Origin of the sequence: Planktotalea sp., assembly GCF_018607965.1 — a bacterium.
Lineage (GTDB): Bacteria > Pseudomonadota > Alphaproteobacteria > Rhodobacterales > Rhodobacteraceae > Planktotalea.
In genome coordinates this window covers 111,235-128,380 of record NZ_JABBAM010000035.1, presented here as the reverse complement: position 1 = coordinate 128,380, position 17,146 = coordinate 111,235, and the positions used below count along the sequence as shown (strand labels likewise).

General features: G+C 52.9%; 18 protein-coding genes. 10 read left to right on the top strand and 8 right to left on the bottom strand.

Going from position 1 to position 17,146, the window contains the following annotated elements; genetic code table 11:
• From lptD to rsmA, 4 genes are all read left to right on the top strand, one after another.
• Positions 1-812 (top strand): LPS assembly protein LptD (gene lptD / locus QZ279_RS03075; protein ID WP_293447769.1); only part of this gene is annotated, 812 nt, incomplete at its 5' end.
• 80 nt (positions 813-892) lie between these two features.
• The gene (locus QZ279_RS03070; protein WP_366513836.1) at positions 893-2,068 is read left to right on the top strand and encodes a peptidylprolyl isomerase; all 1,176 of its coding nucleotides are present in this window, start codon (positions 893-895) and stop codon (positions 2,066-2,068) included.
• 1 nt (position 2,069) lies between these two features.
• Positions 2,070-3,032, top strand: a complete 963-nt coding sequence (pdxA, locus tag QZ279_RS03065; protein ID WP_293447764.1) for a 4-hydroxythreonine-4-phosphate dehydrogenase PdxA — start codon at positions 2,070-2,072, stop codon at positions 3,030-3,032.
• Complete coding sequence (rsmA, locus tag QZ279_RS03060; RefSeq protein WP_293447762.1) at positions 3,029-3,868, top strand: 16S rRNA (adenine(1518)-N(6)/adenine(1519)-N(6))-dimethyltransferase RsmA; 840 nt, start codon at positions 3,029-3,031, stop codon at positions 3,866-3,868. Before pdxA ends, rsmA begins: the two co-directional genes overlap by 4 nt.
• A gap of 92 nt (positions 3,869-3,960) precedes the next feature.
• Here the strand turns inward: rsmA and QZ279_RS03055 are convergent, their stop codons facing one another.
• The 7 genes from QZ279_RS03055 to QZ279_RS03020 form a co-directional block, all read right to left on the bottom strand.
• Positions 3,961-4,554 (bottom strand): DUF4167 domain-containing protein, encoded by a 594-nt coding sequence (locus tag QZ279_RS03055; protein ID WP_293447759.1) that lies wholly within the window; start codon positions 4,552-4,554, stop codon positions 3,961-3,963.
• 221 nt (positions 4,555-4,775) lie between these two features.
• Positions 4,776-5,579: a peptide chain release factor N(5)-glutamine methyltransferase gene (gene prmC, locus QZ279_RS03050; RefSeq protein WP_293447756.1), complete on the bottom strand. Its 804-nt coding sequence runs from the start codon at positions 5,577-5,579 to the stop codon at positions 4,776-4,778.
• Positions 5,580-5,614: 35 nt separating this feature from the next.
• A complete protein-coding gene (prfA, locus tag QZ279_RS03045; RefSeq protein ID WP_293447754.1) occupies positions 5,615-6,670 on the bottom strand; it encodes a peptide chain release factor 1 in 1,056 nt (351 codons plus the stop codon).
• A gap of 295 nt (positions 6,671-6,965) precedes the next feature.
• Complete coding sequence (locus tag QZ279_RS03035; RefSeq protein ID WP_293447748.1) at positions 6,966-7,346, bottom strand: DUF1499 domain-containing protein; 381 nt, start codon at positions 7,344-7,346, stop codon at positions 6,966-6,968.
• 53 nt (positions 7,347-7,399) lie between these two features.
• Positions 7,400-8,341: an agmatinase gene (gene speB / locus QZ279_RS03030; RefSeq protein WP_293447745.1), complete on the bottom strand. Its 942-nt coding sequence runs from the start codon at positions 8,339-8,341 to the stop codon at positions 7,400-7,402.
• Complete coding sequence (speB, locus tag QZ279_RS03025) at positions 8,338-9,309, bottom strand: agmatinase (RefSeq protein WP_293447743.1); 972 nt, start codon at positions 9,307-9,309, stop codon at positions 8,338-8,340. The genes speB (QZ279_RS03030) and speB (QZ279_RS03025) overlap by 4 nt, the downstream gene beginning before the upstream one ends.
• 3 nt (positions 9,310-9,312) lie before the next feature.
• Entirely contained in the window at positions 9,313-10,482 is a 1,170-nt protein-coding gene (locus tag QZ279_RS03020) for a M20 aminoacylase family protein (RefSeq protein ID WP_293447788.1), read from the bottom strand.
• 64 nt (positions 10,483-10,546) lie between these two features.
• On the opposite strand from QZ279_RS03020, the gene mazG reads away from it, so the two are divergent.
• The 5 genes from mazG (at position 10,547) to QZ279_RS02995 (ending at position 15,427) form a co-directional block, all read left to right on the top strand.
• Positions 10,547-11,371 carry a nucleoside triphosphate pyrophosphohydrolase gene (gene mazG / locus QZ279_RS03015; RefSeq protein WP_293447740.1) on the top strand — a complete coding sequence of 275 codons (825 nt, stop codon included), beginning with the start codon at positions 10,547-10,549 and terminating at the stop codon, positions 11,369-11,371.
• An 84-nt stretch (positions 11,372-11,455) separates the two neighbouring features.
• Positions 11,456-12,460, top strand: a complete 1,005-nt coding sequence (locus QZ279_RS03010) for a Fe(3+) ABC transporter substrate-binding protein (protein WP_293447738.1) — start codon at positions 11,456-11,458, stop codon at positions 12,458-12,460.
• 141 nt (positions 12,461-12,601) lie between these two features.
• Positions 12,602-13,543 carry a nucleoside hydrolase gene (locus QZ279_RS03005; RefSeq protein WP_293447785.1) on the top strand — a complete coding sequence of 314 codons (942 nt, stop codon included), beginning with the start codon at positions 12,602-12,604 and terminating at the stop codon, positions 13,541-13,543.
• Complete coding sequence (locus QZ279_RS03000; RefSeq protein WP_293447735.1) at positions 13,540-13,989, top strand: GNAT family N-acetyltransferase; 450 nt, start codon at positions 13,540-13,542, stop codon at positions 13,987-13,989. Before QZ279_RS03005 ends, QZ279_RS03000 begins: the two co-directional genes overlap by 4 nt.
• A gap of 19 nt (positions 13,990-14,008) precedes the next feature.
• Positions 14,009-15,427 carry a protein adenylyltransferase SelO gene (locus tag QZ279_RS02995; RefSeq protein ID WP_293447732.1) on the top strand — a complete coding sequence of 473 codons (1,419 nt, stop codon included), beginning with the start codon at positions 14,009-14,011 and terminating at the stop codon, positions 15,425-15,427.
• A 44-nt stretch (positions 15,428-15,471) separates the two neighbouring features.
• On the opposite strand, the gene QZ279_RS02990 is transcribed toward QZ279_RS02995, so the two are convergent.
• Positions 15,472-16,362 (bottom strand): DMT family transporter, encoded by an 891-nt coding sequence (locus tag QZ279_RS02990; protein ID WP_293447730.1) that lies wholly within the window; start codon positions 16,360-16,362, stop codon positions 15,472-15,474.
• Between the two features lie 145 nt (positions 16,363-16,507).
• Here QZ279_RS02990 and QZ279_RS02985 point away from each other — a divergent pair.
• The coding region (locus tag QZ279_RS02985; RefSeq protein ID WP_293447728.1) for a cation:proton antiporter at positions 16,508-17,146 on the top strand (639 nt) is incomplete at its 3' end.

Below are 17,146 nucleotides of genomic sequence, written 5' to 3'. Positions count from 1 at the left end.
CAACTCCAATGATTGCTGCATCGTTGCGTTATCCATTGCACAGTGTTGGATCAGACGAGTCACGTTACCTAATTGAACCCATTGCACAGATCGGCTGGAGCGGTGGGTCCCCGTCGACTTTGGCAAATGATGAAAATGTAAGTGCAGAATTTGACGAAGGAAATCTTCTTTCCCTTGCACATTTCCCAACGCTAGAGCGTCGTGAGACGGGTACCGTCGGTGCACTTGGACTTCGTTGGGAACGCCTTAACCCTGAGAGCTGGTCAGCAGGAATATCAGTCGGTCAAATTTTTCGTGAAACCGCTGATCCCGCATTCTCTAACAGTTCGGGATTGCAAGGACTTACATCAGATAACTTGCTTGCTTTACGTTACTCAGCAGCATGGGGTGGCGCCATTCAAGCGCGTGGACTTTTTGATTCACAACTTGAACCAAAAAAAGCAGAAGCACGCGTAAGCTATCGCAAAAACAAGCTCAGCCTATCCGGCACCTACGTTCAACTAAAAGCAGATGCTGCTGAAAGTAGAACACTCGCTGTCGCTGAATGGTCGATCGCAGGATCGTATCGTATCAATAGACACTGGACGACAGGTGCTAAATTCCAATATGATTTGTTGACGGATCGAGCGTCAAGAACTGGTGGAAGTGTTAAATACGTTAACGAATGCATTTCAGTCGGATTTGGCGTAACCCGAAGCTTTGCAAGTTCCAAGACATTGATCCCAGCGACAACATACACATTGGCAGTATCCCTTCTGGGGTTCAGCACAGGAGGCAGCGGCAAAGCAACACGCCGCACATGCAGGAAATAGGCGATATGGCTTACACAAATTTCTCTTTCAAAATGTTCACGCGCTCTTGTGCGACTGTTCTCTCTTGCTCTGCTCTATTAGTGATAACTGCACCAATTTCCACGTCTGCGCAAAGCCTCTTTGCAACGGCTATCAAGGTGAACGACACCTCCATCACGCATTTCGAGTTAGAAGAACGTGTGCGGTTTCTAAGATTTTTGCGCGCTCCGGGTAACCACAACGCACTTGCACGCGAGCAGCTTATAGATGACCGGCTAAAGGTCGGTGCAGCGCAAGCCGTCGGCATTTTTCCCTCAACAGACGCCATTCAAACAGGCATGGAAGAATTTGCAGGCCGTGTGAATCTGACACGTGAAGAGTTTATTTCAGCAATCACTGCTGGAGGCGTCTCTGAAGATGCCTTCCGTGATTTTGTTTTTGCTGGCATTGCGTGGCGTGATTTGGTCCAAGCCAAATTTGGGAGCCGCGTAAGCGTAAGCGAGGGCGAAATTGACCGCGCATTGGCATCCAGCAATAGTGGAGGTGGTGTCGAGGTTCTGCTTTCAGAAATCATTATGCCAGCGCCGCCCCCGCAAGCTGCCGCAGTGCAAGAGCGCGCTGAACGTATTGCCCAGATCACATCCATTGCGGCTTTCGCCTCTGAAGCCCGTCGTTTCTCAGCCTCGGCTTCAAAACCACGCAGCGGACGTTTGGATTGGTTGCCGATTACAAATTTACCACCCCAGTTGCACCCCATTTTGCTTGGCTTGGCCCCTGGCGAAGTCACAAGCCCAATTCCACTTCAAAACGCGATCGCCCTCTTTCAATTGCGCGATATAAGAGAAGCCGATGTGCCTGCAAAAACCTATGCAGCAATCGAATATGCCTCCTACTACATTACGGGCGGACGGACGGAAGCGGCGTTAAAAACAGCACGCAAGGTCGCAAATAGCGTCGATCGGTGTGATGATCTGTATGGCATTGCAAAGGGACAGGACCCGAGCGTGCTTGAGCGCGGCGCGAAAACACCAAGTGAAATCCCAACAGATATCGCACTGGAACTCGCAAAACTTGATCCGGGCGAAATTTCAACAACACTCACGCGGTCTGGCGGTCAAACCTTGGTTTTGCTGATGCTGTGTGGCCGTAGTCCAAAACTAGAGCAAGATATCGACCGTGGAGATCTTTCACTTGGACTGCAAAACCAGCGTCTTGCGTCATTCTCAGACGGGTATCTTGAACAATTGCGCGCCGACGCGCGTATTGTCGAGAAGTAAAATGAATGCGCCCATAGCGCTAAGTTGCGGTGAACCAGCGGGCATCGGTCCAGAAATCGCAGTGAAGGCATGGAACGCCTTGCGCGCGGATGTTCCCTTTTTCTGGATCGGGGATCCTCGGCATTTGCCCAAAGGATCGATCTTTAAAGAAATATCAGATCCTTCACAAGCAATCTTGGTCAGTGCAACATCGATGCCGGTTCTGAGCCAACAGTTCGCCGCTGAAAACAATCTCGGTGCGCCCAACGCTCAGAATGCGCAAGGTGTCATCGACGCCATTGAGACAGGTGTCGCGCTTGTCAAAGCAGGCAAAGCTGGCGCGCTGTGTACGGCCCCGATCCACAAAAAAGCCCTGCAAGATGGCGCAGGGTTTACACATCCTGGCCACACGGAATTCCTCGCATCACTGGACGGTGGATGCGATGTGGTCATGATGCTTGCGTCAGAACAATTGCGCGTGGTTCCCGCGACGATCCACATTCCTTTGAAAGATGTGCCAAGTGCGCTCACACCAGAGGTTTTGGAAAGTGTGATCCGCATTACGCACGCCGCTTTAGGACGTCAGTTTAACATTGCATCGCCACGCATCGCAGTGTCTGGCCTGAACCCACATGCAGGCGAAGGTGGCAAAATGGGGCTTGAGGACGACGCTTTGATTGCGCCTGTTCTAGAGGAACTACGTGCTGAGGGTTTCGTTTTAAACGGCCCCCTTCCCGCAGATACGATGTTTCATGCCGCAGCCCGCGCGCGCTATGATGCAGCGATCTGCATGTATCACGACCAAGCTTTGATCCCCATAAAGACACTCGATTTCGACAAAGGTGTTAACATCACGCTTGGTCTTAGCTTCATCCGAACCTCGCCCGATCATGGAACTGCATTCGATATCGCAGGCCAAGACATCGCCAATCCCAGTAGCCTAATCGAAGCACTGCGCATGGCCAAAAAAATGAGCACGACATGACCCATGATCCGCTTCCCCCTTTGCGCAACGTTATTGAACGACACGATCTGCGCGCACGTAAATCACTCGGTCAGAACTTTCTTCTCGACCTGAATCTGACTTCGAAGATTGCACGCCAAGCTGGAAAACTGACCGATTGCGATGTCTTAGAAATAGGACCCGGCCCAGGTGGCCTGACACGCGGATTGTTGATGGAGGGTGCGCGCAAAGTGCTCGCGATTGAAAAAGACGCGCGCTGCTTGCCTGCATTAGCTGAAATTTCGCAAGCCTATCCAAATCGCTTGCAAGTGATTGAGGGCGACGCGCTTGATATCAATCCTCTGGAACATCTGACACCGCCGATCCGCGTTGCCTCCAACCTGCCCTATAACGTGGGAACGGAACTGTTGATCCGCTGGCTCACTCCAAAACAGTGGCCGCCCTACTGGCAAAGCCTGACCTTGATGTTCCAACGCGAAGTTGCCCAACGCATCGTCGCGCAAGCTGGTGACAAAGCATATGGACGTCTCGCGATCTTGTCCCAATGGCGATGTGATGCGCAAATCGTGGTTAACCTACCGCCCGAGGCCTTTAGCCCACCCCCCAAAGTGTCCAGTGCGGTTGTGCATCTGACAGCCCTTGCAGAACCACGCTTTCCCTCTGATTTTAAAACGTTGGAACGTGTCGTTGCAATGGCATTCAATCAACGCCGTAAAATGTTGCGTTCATCTTTGAAATCGGCGGCACCCGACATTGAGGATCGTTTGATCGCTGCGGGCCTAAAACCGACCGAGCGCGCAGAACAAATATCGCTTGAAGGATTCTGTGCTCTCGCCCGTGAGATCGCAAAACCCTAAGTCTCAAGTATGTTGAAAACACGTAAGGATTATGGGGGCAACGCCCCCATCTGATCCGGATCGCGCAGTGATCCAACAACCCTAATTAACGTTTACTCTGAAACATCCGTGGCTTGAACAGGCGCTGGTGCAGCGTCAACTGCTGCCGCTTGTTTCCCTTCGGGAGCTTTACGGGGTCCACGTGGCTTACGTGGTGGACGCGGCTTGCTTTCTGGTGTTTCAACCAAACCACTCTCGAATGCTGGTGCCGCTTCAATCAGACCAGGTTGATCCCCTGAACCAACCGGCGCATCGGCAACCACAGGTGCCTGAGCGGCTTGTGCCGCTTCACGTTCCGCGCGCTCTGCATCGCGTTCGGCGCGTTCGCGATCACGCTCAGCTTGGCGTTCACGGTTTTCGCGCTCTTGAACTTCACGACGTTCGTCAATCTCTTTCTGAGCAGCCCCTAGCATACGCAAATAATGCTCTGCATGCTGAGAGAAATTTTCAGTTGCGACACGGTCACCAGACAACTGCGCATCACGCGCAAGCTGTTGGTACTTGTCAATAATTTGCTGCGGCGTACCGCGCACCTTACCTTCGGGACCCGAACTGTCGAAGACGCGATTAGGAATATTACCGCCACCCTGATTTGGTTGACGATTACGGTTATTATTCTTGCGCGAACGTGGTTTTGATGATCTCATCTTGCCTTAAATCCAGCATATAGGTGTCACTGCGATCTTTAAATTGCGCTAAGAAGTGGCGCGGGAAATCAAGATCACTATTTGTGGCTTGGTGCCAAGGGGAACGAATTCGCGTTCTCCCGTGTAGCTCCCCCCATAAAGCACTTCATTGTCTTTGCTGCAAGCGCGATTCCAAATTATCCGCTAAATAGCTTAGAAAACACGCCTTTGGGTGCATTTGATTATGTTTTATCAATCCAAACTGCTTTTACCACGCGGTCTCGCCCATCCATATCGGGTAGACATTGAATTTGTGTAAACTCTGCCTCCTCAAACAGCGCCACAACAGCATCTTTTTGGCTCGCACCGATCTCAACAACTAAATGCCCCTCCGAATGCAAGAAAGCTCCCGCGTTTTTTGTGATGATCCTGTAGGCTGCCAAGCCATCACCCTCGTCAGTCAAAGCAATCCGCGGATCAAAGCCCCGCACCTCAACATCAAGTTCGTACCAGTCCGCTTTGGTGATATAGGGCGGGTTGGAAACGATCAAATCATAGCGTCCCTTAACCTGCGCGAACCAATCCGATTGCAGCAGGGTCACAGTGCCTGCAACACCAAGATGGTTCATGTTGATGCGCGCGACCTCCAAGGCTTCTTCAGAAATATCCGTGCAACAGACCTCAGCACGTGGCCATTCTGCCGCCAAAGTAAGGCCAATCGCCCCGCTTCCAGTTCCCAGATCAAGTACACGCGACGGCACGCCTATCTCCAGACACGCCGCGACAAGCGTTTCGGTATCGCCGCGCGGATCAAGCACATTCAAATCGACACCAAACTCACGCCCCCAAAACTGGCGTTTTTGGATAATCTTAGAAATCGGCGTATTCACCGTACGTGCGTCAACATATAAATTGAATTGCGCGCGTACATCTTCGCTGATCTCGTCTTGCATGTGCAAAGTAATGCGACTGGGCTCAATGCCCATGGCGTGCGCTGCTAAAATCCGTAAATCACGCATCACATCATCAGTTTGCACGTGAGACACCCGATGTTGCGCCCCAACTATAAGATCCTGTAGGATCACCCGTTCATCTCAGCCAGCTTGGTTGCTTGATCATCTGCAGTCAGCGCGTCGATGATTTCGTCCAGATCACCCTCCATCACTTGATCCAGCTTATACAGCGTCAAGTTAATGCGATGATCACTCATCCGTCCTTGCGGGAAATTATACGTGCGAATCCTCTCGGATCTATCCCCAGATCCCACTTGCGATTTGCGGTCCGCAGACCGTTCATCATCTATGCGCCGGCGTTCTGCATCGTACAGACGCGTGCGCAACACCTGCATTGCAATTTCGCGGTTGCGGTGCTGTGATTTCTCGGCACTTACCACCATGATACCAGACGGAATATGCGTAATGCGCACGGCGGAATCAGTCGTGTTCACGTGCTGCCCGCCTGCCCCAGAGGCACGCATCGTATCAATGCGGATGTCATTAGGCGCGATCACCACATCGACGTCCTGCGCTTCGGGCAAAACAGCAACCGTCGCCGCAGAGGTGTGGACACGCCCACCACTTTCAGTCGTTGGAACGCGCTGAACACGGTGCACGCCACTTTCATACTTTAAACGTGCGAAAACATTTTCGCCTTTGATGTGTCCCGTGACCTGCTTAATACCACCAAGCTCGGTCAATTGTTCCTCTAAGGTCTCAAACTTCCAGCCACGCGCCTCAGAGTATTTCTGATACATGCGCAACAGGTCCGCCGCGAACAATGCGGCCTCATCGCCACCAGTCCCGGGTCGAATTTCAATCATCGCAGGGCGCGCGTCCGCCTCATCCTTGGGCAGAAGCGCTAATTGCAACGCAGATTCGGCCTCAGGCAAAGACGTCCGCAACCCTTGCAACTCTTCCTCGGCCAACTCTTTCATGTCGGGATCCGCCAACATCGATGTGGCGTCCTCAACATCCGCAAGCAATTGGCGGTAGGCTGCGACCTGCTCAACAACAGGTTTAATTTCTGAATATTCCCGTGCAAGATCAGCGATTTCGCTGCCATCCGCGCCGCCAGACATCTTCGCTTCAAGAAATTCGAAACGCTGGGTGATCTGCATCAAGCGATCCATCGGTACCATGGCGAAAACTCCCGAACAGTGCGCCGACTTGGCGCAGAGCCTTGCTTATGGTACACTTAAGCTCATGAGAAAAGTCCTGACACTGATCGTTTTGGCGCTTCCTTTCAATGCAAGTGCAGATGTCACCAGTCCAAGCGGCAAAACTGTGGATTGCTATTGCACGGACAAAGGCGGTTCGCGCATCGAGCTCGGCCAAATGACCTGCATACAAGTTGATGGGCGCATGTATATGGCGCAATGCCAGATGAGCCTGAATTCACCAATGTGGCGCGAAGTGGCACCTGGTTGCCTTTCTTCAGAGCTTGGACAACCACCCCTCTACACGCCGCTTATTCACGCCCAGATCTGATTGACCAAAACGAAGACGACTGAAAATACGCAATTTGCCATCCACTTCCTGCACAGTCACGTAGTCAGGAAATCCAGCAAGACGTGTACGACTGATGTAGCTGATATGCCCTGCTTCTACACTGCCTGACAAAACCTTTGCGCCACTGTTGCGGATCACAGCGTCCAGCGCGGCTAGGTCAGCATCGACAATACGCACCGCCCCCCTCGCTAAATCCTTGTTCTCAACAGCCGTGACATCTTTATGCCACCGCTTAGGGTCACTTGGCGCAAGTTGAATGTAGGCAAAACTAACCGCAATCACCCCAATAAATATCCAAATCCACATACCTTGCCTCTTCATCTTTCTAAATAAACTTCCGCCGAAGGCGAAAAACCATCTTAGCGATATGCGACATTCGGCAAGACACACAACAGCTCATAAACCAAATTCGCAGCCGTCAGCGCCGTATTCCCCGACGTATCATAAGGCGGGCTGACCTCAACCAAATCGCAGCCCACAATGTTTAACCCCCGCAAGCCTAGGATAAGTTCCATTGCTTGCATCGTAGTTAATCCACCAATCTCAGGCGTGCCCGTACCAGGTGCATAGGCTGGATCGAGGCTATCTATGTCATAACTAATATAAACCGGCGTATCGCCGATTTTCGTTTTTATCTCAGCAGCAAGCGGCGTCAGGCTCTTGTGCCAAAGGTCAGGCGCAAGGTGCTGATTGAAACCCCATCCCGCAGCCTCCGTAAAATCATCCGCGCCGTACCCTGTGCCACGTAGGCCGATCTGAAACACTTTATCCGCTTGTAAACACCCATCCTCATACGCGCGTCGAAACACAGTTCCGTGGGTCTCAGATTCGCCAAACATATGTTCGTTCACATCTGCATGGGCATCGACGTGAACCAACGCCACAGGGCCATGCTTTTTTGCGATGCTGCGTAGAATTGGCAGCGTCAACGAATGATCGCCACCAAGTGCAAAAGGAATGACATTCGACTTTAATATATCAACGTAGTAGTCTGTAATTATGGAAAGACTCTTCTCTAGCGAGAAGGTATTTATTGCCACATCCCCAATATCGCCCACGTTCAAACTATCAAATGGCGCGGCACCAGTTTGCAAATTATAGGGCCGTATCATCGCGCTTTGTTCGCGGATTTGTTTTGGCCCAAACCGCATGCCAGAGCGCCAACTTGTCCCGATGTCCATCGGAATCCCGAGGATCGCAACATCCAGCCCCTCTGGCCCCTGATGCGCAGGCAAGCGCATGAACGTTTGTGGCCCCGAAAAGCGCGCAAGCTCGTTTCCACCAAGTGGTTGATTGGTCATTTGGATTTCCCAAAGTGGTTCCAGCCCCAAAGCGACATCAATTCAACCGCGACATGCGCGCCTGCAATTGCGGTTGCACCCGTCATGTCAAAGGACGGTGAAACCTCAACAATATCACCGCCAACCATGTTTATTCCCGCCAGATCGCGCAGGATCGCAGCTGCTTGCCAAGATGCAAGACCGCCCCAAACAGGCGTTCCGGTTCCCGGCGCAAAGGCTGGATCAAGACAGTCGATATCAAACGTGACATAGGTTTCGCGATTGCCAACAATCTCTTTCACACGTTTGGCAACGGCGGCTGGACCATTCTCATGCACCCAACGCGCATCCAGAATGTTTACGCCCATCGTATCAGGATTATCCGTACGAATTCCGATAGAGACCGAGCGAGCTGGATCGATCAAACCAAGCTTAATCGCCTTGTAAAACATAGTCCCGTGGTCGATCCGTTCCATATTATCGTCTTGCCATGTATCCGTGTGGGCATCGAATTGGATCAGGCTAAGGGGGCCGTATTTTTTGGCGTAAGCCTTTAGAATTGGAAAGCTGATATAGTGATCGCCGCCGAGACAAATGCTAGCCGCACCCGCATCCAGAATGCCCCTGATGTGCGCTGTCAAAGTATCGGGAAACGCGCTCACCATTGCGTAATCGAACGCCAGATCACCGTAATCAACAACGTTCAGCTCCGACAGCGGATCATAGCCCCAGCCATAAGGCGCGTCTGGCGCTTGTAGGCTAGACGCCTCGCGGATCGCACGTGGTCCTAAACGCGTTCCCGTGCGATTTGTCGTGGCCTGATCAAACGGAACACCCGTGATCGCCAGATCAACGCCTGTCAAATCCTTGGTGTAGCGACGACGCAGAAACGAGGTCGCGCCGCCAAACGTGTTTTCATTACTCAACCCACGCAAGCTGTCACGCGTAAACGCATGATCTACTTGAGTTTTTGCATCTTCTAAAGCCACGAATCAACCCTCCGCCAATGGCTGTGATCGTTCAACCAAGCGCGCAAAGAAGCTGGCTCCGACGGGCGCAACATCGTCGTTGAAATTATACTCAGGGTGATGAAGTCCCGCACTTTCCCCCTGACCTAGAAATAGATACGCGCCGGGCCGTTTATGCAACATATAGGCAAAGTCTTCGGCCCCCATTTCACGACCCGCGTCTGCGATGACGTTTTCATCACCCGCAATTTCACGTGCGATTTCAGTAGCATGCGCTGCTTCTTTTGGGTTGTTCACAGTCGCTGGATAGCCACGCTCATAAATCAGCTCTGCACTGACGCCATACGACGCGGCTTGGCCCGCAACAATTTCCGTCAAGCGCTTTTCAACCATGTCCTGCACCACAGGATCAAACGTGCGCACAGTGCCATTCATGTAGGCCGTGTCAGGGATGACGTTATCAACCGTGCCTGTATGAATTTGTGTCACAGAGACAACCAGATCATCCAGCGCATAATTGTTGCGGCTGACAATAGTCTGGATCGCTTGGGCAATACCACAGGCTGCAATCACAGGATCGCGGGTTTCGTGGGGCATCGCGCCGTGACCACCCACGCCCTTAAGGTTAATGTGGAACGTATCCACTGCTGCCATGATCGGACCCGGGGTCGTGTAAAACCCACCAGCAACAAAACCCGGCGCGTTATGAATGCCATAGATCGACCCGATATCAAACGTATCCATTATCCCCTCTTTAACCATCACCTCAGCTCCGCCACCGTTCTCTTCGGCAGGCTGAAAAATCAGCGCCACGCGGCCAGAGAAGTTGCGCGTTTCGACCAGATAGCGCGCAGCGCCCAATAGCATCACCGTATGACCATCATGCCCACAAGCATGCATCTTGCCCTCGTGGGTAGAGGCATAGTCCAAGCCCGTTGCCTCGATAATCGGCAGGCCGTCAAAGTCAGCGCGCAGACCAATCGTAGGGCCATCACCCTGCCCGTTGATGATCGCCACAATGCCTGTTTGCGCGATGCCCTCATGAATTTCGTCCACACCAATTTCGCGCAAACGCTCTGCGATGAAGGCCGCCGTTTTCGGACAATCAAACGACAGTTCGGGAATCGTATGCAAATGGCGGCGCCATGCTGTCATATCGGCAGAAAACTCTGCAATGCGGTTCACAATCGGCATGAGGTTGGACTCCGTAAAGGCTATCGTTAGAACTGCATCTGACAGAAAAGGACGCAACACCGCAATGGTTGACACAAAACTGATCCACGATCCCAAGGGCGGAATGCCCCGATTGTTAGAAATCATGCGCGCGTTGCGCGATCCTGAAACGGGATGTCCGTGGGATATTGAACAGGACTTTGCCTCCATCGCGCCCTACACGATTGAAGAGGCCTATGAGGTCGCGGATGCAATCGAGCGCAAAGAATACGATGAATTGCGCGGGGAACTTGGGGATTTGTTGTTTCAATCGGTGTTTCACGCACAAATGGCGTCCGAACTGCGCCTGTTTGATTTCAACGACGTCGCCGATACGATGTCAGACAAAATGGTCGCGCGTCATCCCCATGTGTTTGGCGATCAAAGCAACGCCAAATCCGCGCAGCAACAGAGTGCCGACTGGGAAGTGATCAAAGCGGCGGAACGTGCAGGCAAAACACAAGGTGGCACGCTGGACGGTGTGGCCGTTGGCTTGCCAGCGCTGTTACGCGCTAAGAAATTGCAAAGCCGCGCAGCGCGAGTTGGGTTCGATTGGCCCTCCACAGATCAGGTTTTGGACAAGATCGTTGAAGAAGCGGCAGAACTGGTCGAAGCACGAGAAGAGCTGACGCAGGCAGAGGTCGAGGAAGAGTTCGGTGATCTAATGTTTGTCATGGTGAACCTTGGCCGTCATCTTGGCATCGAATCCGAAACGTCCTTGCGCGCAGCTAATGCAAAATTCACCCGCCGCTTCGAAAGCGTTGAGGCGGCATTGGCCAAACTTGGAAAAACCCCAGAGCAGTCTAATTTGGAGGAGATGGACGCGCTTTGGGATGCAGCCAAGGTCGAAGAAAAAGCGCCCAAGGACTAACCTTATTGTTTTAATCAGGTATTGACCCGACTGTTTTAGTCAGATTTAAACACCACATCGCAACCAACCACTGAGGACCGCATTATGCGTCGCACTTTTTCAACACTTCTAGCCGCCAGCACGCTTGCAGCCCCTGCCATTGCTGATGAGGTGAACATTTATTCCTACCGCCAGCCAGAGCTGATCAAACCCCTAACGGATGCCTTCACTACTGAGACAGGCGTTAAGGTTAATGTTGCATATCTCGCCAAAGGCATGATCGAACGCCTTAAGGCCGAGGGCGATCGCTCTCCCGCGGATATGGTTCTGACCGTCGATATTTCGCGCCTTGCGGGCATCGTTGACAACGGTTTCACCGAAGCCCTGACATCTGACGTGATGAACACCAACGTTCCCGCAGAGTACCGCGACCCTGAGGGCCATTGGTTCGGCGTCACCACCCGTGCGCGCATCGTTTACGCATCTAAAGAACGCGTTGTCGAGGGCGAGGTTACCACCTACGAAGATCTTGCTGATCCCAACTGGGAAGGCCGTATTTGCACTCGTTCCGGCACACACGCCTATAACGTCGCGCTGACCTCTGCCGTTATCCATCACAACGGCCTTGAGGGAGCGAGAGAATGGTTAACAGGGGTAAAGAACAACCTTGCGCGCAAGCCACAAGGCAATGACCGAGCGCAGGTCAAAGCGATCTGGGCAGGGGAATGCGACATCGCCATCGGCAACACCTACTACATGGGCAAGATGCTGGCCGATCCAGAGCAAAAAGAATGGGCCGACAGTGTGGACGTGTTGTTCCCAAAGTTTGAAAATGGCGGCACACATGTGAATATTTCGGGCGTTGCCTTAATCAAATCCGCGCCGAACCGCGACAATGCAATCAAGATGATGGAATTTCTGACGTCACCCAAAGCGCAAGAAATCTACGCGGCTGCGAACTTTGAATACCCCATTGCCCCAAACACAGCCCCTGTGCCTTTGGTCAAAGGTTGGGGAGAATTCACAGCCGATGATGTGAACCTGATGACGCTGGCCGGCAATCGTTCTGATGCCTTGAAACTTACAGAAGAAGTCGATTTCGACGGCTGAATTCTGCCCCTATGAACACCAAAGGCCCGCCAATCACGCGGGCCTTTTTCCTGTGACGAACGCCAGTTTTCGCCCAAGCGCGTTTCACACATGGACATACGGCGTGCCCTGTCGCATTTTAGCGAAAACAGGAGCAGGCCCATACCCCCCAGAGATATCATCATCGACACAGATCCCGGTCAGGACGACGCCGCCGCCATTTTGCTGGCGTTGGCGAGCCCTGAAGAAATCAATGTGCTTGGTATTACGGCAGTGGCTGGCAATGTACCCCTGCCCCTTACATCTAAAAACACACGCATTGTCTGTGAGTTAGCGGGTAAGGTTGATGTACCTGTCTATGCTGGCTGCGCCAGTCCTATGACCCGCGATTTGGTCACTGCAGAACATGTGCATGGCAAAACAGGCTTGGACGGTCCAGTTCTGCCTGATCCAATAATGCCCCTGCAAGACACGCACGCCGTTGATTTCATTATAGAAACGCTGCGATCACGCCCCACTGGTACGGTTGCGTTATGCCCTTTGGGTCCGCTCACGAATATCGCAACCGCCCTGAAACGCGCGCCTGACATTGCGGGTCATGTCCAAGAGATCGTTCTAATGGGGGGGGCCTACTTTGAGGTTGGAAACATCACGCCTGCCGCTGAATTCAACATCTATGTCGACCCAGAAGCCGCTGATATTGTTTTTAAATCAGGTATAAAAATCACGGTCATGCCGCTTGACGTAACCCACAAAGTGCTTGTCACACCTACGCGCATCAAAGCGCTACGTGACACGCAAACCAAGGTTTGCAGCGCAATGGCCGACATGGTCGATTTCTTTGAGCGTTTTGACACCGATAAATACGGATCAAACGGCGCGCCTCTGCATGATCCTTGTGTGACCGCCTACCTGATCCAGCCTGATCTTTTCACAGGTCGCCACATCAACGTCGAAATTGAAACCCAGTCTGACCTAACCCTCGGCATGACAGTTGCCGATTGGTGGGGTGTCACTGATCGCGCGCCAAACGCGATGTTCATGGGCGATGTGGATGCGCAAGGTTTCTTTGATCTGCTCACCGAAAGGCTGGCCCGCTTATGAGCGCCGTATTGCACCTGGCAAAACCCGAAGACATTGATCGCTTGATTCCACTTGTTGGTGCTTTTCACGAAGAAGAAGGCCTACAAAGCACCGACGAGCAACGCACAAACGCACTCGCCCCTTTACTAGACGGATCGCCACACGGCGCGGTTTACATGATTGGACCCTCACGCGGACCCATTGGCTATATCGTCATTACCTACGGGTGGTCGATTGAATTTGGTGGCTTGGACGGCTTTATCGATGAAATCTACATCCGCCCCGGTGTGCGTGGGCGCGGCGTAGGATCAGAGGTCATCGCCTCCCTCGTGGCCATGTTAAAATCCGTCGATATGAAAGCGCTGCACCTTGAGGTCGATCCAGAAAAAGATAGGGCGCAGCGGTTTTACAAACGCTGTCACTTTAGAAAACGCGAAGGCTATATGCTGATGTCGCGCATCCTTTGATCCATCCAGGGCGATCCACATGAAAACATCCATTCCCTTCGACAACAGCCTTGCCACACTTGGTGATGCGTTCTTCACGCGCCAAGCGCCAGAGCCTGCACCTGCGCCAGAGTTGATCGCCTATAACGACGTGCTCGGCGACGATTTGGGCATCACCAAAGGTAGCGACGATGACCTTGCTGCTGTCTTTAGTGGTACAGCAAATCCAGCCGGTGCCGATCCACTTGCCCAGCTTTATGCAGGCCATCAATTTGGCACCTATAACCCCCAGCTTGGGGATGGGCGCGCGGTCTTGTTAGGCGAAGTCATAGATCGCGACGGACAGCGCCGTGATATCCAGCTGAAGGGCTCGGGTCGCACGCCCTATTCCCGTGGCGGCGACGGCAAGGCTTGGCTTGGCCCTGTTTTGCGCGAATATGTGGTATCAGAGGCCATGCACGCCCTTGGCATTCCCACGACGCGCGCGCTGGCTGCCGTTAGCACAGGCGAACAAGTTTACCGCGAAACCCAGCTTCCCGGCGCGATTGTCACACGCGTCGCGGCCTCGCACATTCGTGTCGGCACGTTCCAAGTTTTCGCGGCCCGCCAAGAGTACGACAACCTGCGCATCCTGACGGACTATACGATCAAACGACACTGCCCCGATGCGGACGGCACCAAAGGCCTGCTCCAATCCGCAATGGATGCGCAAACCAAACTGATCCCCGTATGGATGGGTGTCGGTTTTATTCACGGCGTGATGAACACAGACAATTGCCAAATCGCAGGCGAAACCATCGATTACGGGCCGTGTGCGTTCATGGATGCCTTTGCATCAGATCGCGTGTTCAGCTCGATTGATCGCGGCGCGCGCTATAGCTACGCCAACCAACCCGACATCGCGATCTGGAACATGGCGCAATTGGCAACGTCATTGGTGCCACTGATGCCCGATAAAGAACAAGCGATTGAGGAATTCACCGCAATGCTGCACGTGATGAAAGATGCGTTACGTGGTGAATGGCTGTCGGTGTTCGCAGCAAAGCTGGGGATAACAGAACTGCGACACGATGACGGCGATCTGATTGCCGAGCTTTTGGAAATGATGGAAAACGGTGGATCGGATTTCACCAACACCTTCAGCGCGCTCAGCGATGGCTCCGCAATAGATCATATCACGGATCGCACGACATACCGCAGGTGGCACGACAAATGGCAAAGCCGCATTCAGGATGAAAATGATCCACAAACTCGGATGGCATCAAAGAACCCGACCATTATTCCACGCAATCACCAGATCGAAGCAATGATCCAATCCGCAGTGGCCGGTGATTTCGCGCCATTTCATAGATTGAATGCAGCGCTTCTAACGCCGTTTGGCGACAATGCCGAAAACGCAGATCTAAAACGTCCCCCAACCCAACAAGAAATTGTGCCAGCCACGTTCTGTGGAACCTGACACCTTCATCTTTCTAAATAAACTTTCGCGCGCAGCGCGAAATATCACCCTAGCGGTTTCTTGCGACGTGAGATTAGCACAAGACCAAAACACACAAGCGCCAAGGCCCCCAGAATTTCGACGCCAACGTGTTCATCCAGCAACCACCACCCCATGAAGACGCTCAAGACAGGCGACAGGAATGAAAATGCCGCAATGTCAGAGGCTGGGTAGATCTTCATCAAAGAGAACCACAGCAAGAAGCCAAACAGCACGACAACAACAGACTGAAACAAAAGGCCCACACCGTGGATTATTTCGAAGTCACGCAAAAGCGGGCCGAAAAACGGTGAAATCGCAAAGAACACAACCGCAGAAATAAGCAACTGACATCCCAATTGAAGTTCAGCAGGGGCTTCACTGACAGGTGTCAAACGGACAGTCAGCGCGATTGCTGCCCAGCCAAGGGCTGCGCACTGTGCTAGTAAATCGCCCAGCAAACTCGCCTGCCCAGAGGAACGGTCCAAGAAAGCCCAAGCAACACCGCAAATGGCCAAGCCAAAGCCAAGCAGACGCACACCGCTCAGACGTTCACCGGGCAACAGGAAATGCGCAATCAAGCCAAGCCAGATTGGCATTGTGTAGAAAATCACACTCGCGCGGCTCACGGTCGTCATATCAAGCGCAAGGAAAATGCACAGAAACTCGAAGGTGAACAAGACACCAACCAATGCGCCCCCCCAAAGCTGGCCACGCGTCATGCGCAGCGGGATGCCTCGAAGCTTGATCCAGATCATCAAGACGATCAAACCAAAAAACGAACGCAAAGCCGCAGAAAATATCGGCTGTATCCCTTCAATTGTAACTTTGATGACGACCTGATTGAACGCGAACAGCACCGCAAAACCAAGCATGCACGTGACGCCAAAGGCATCGAGTTGGGGTTTTCTTTCCATTCCTCTGGCAGACCTGATCGCACAGCCCGCGTCAAGGGACGCAGCACTTTTGTTGCTTTCATTCTCACCGCCACATCCCTACCCTAGTCACAACGCAGACGCATAGGATCACGACCAAAAGAACTTTCTTCAAATCACGTCGCTCATGATCGTCTTGGCGGGCGCATTCGGTGCGCTTAATTATTTCTTCCTAAAGCTCCCAAGCGCGATTGGCATTCTTGTCGTGTCACTTCTGGCCTCCCTGGTGATCGTCTTGGTCGATCTGGCAGTACCAGCCCTTGGAATTGCAGACGTTGTGCGCACCACCGTGACGGGTATCGATTTTTCCGAAGCGCTTCTTGAAGGAATGCTGGGCCTCTTGCTGTTTGCGGGTGCTCTGCATGTCAAACTCAGCGATCTGAAAGAGCAATGGCGCTTGGTCTTCTTGATGGCGACCATCGGGATCGCCCTATCGACCGCCGTGGTTGGCATTAGCTTTTCATGGCTCACGGGCATGCCCCTGATCATCGCACTGGTCTTTGGTGCGTTGATTTCGCCAACCGACCCTGTGGCTGTCCTCGGAGTGTTGCGCGAAGCAGACCTACCTAAATCGTTGGAAACCAAGATCGCAGGCGAGTCTCTCTTTAATGACGGCGTCGGTTACGTGGTCTTCTTGGTCCTTGTGGGCATCGCCTTCCCGCACGGCGACGATCATCATGGCAGCGGCCTTGCAGGTGCGGCCACGCTGTTCTTCCAAGAGGCTGTGGGCGGCGCACTCCTTGGTATCGTACTCGGCTGGCTCACG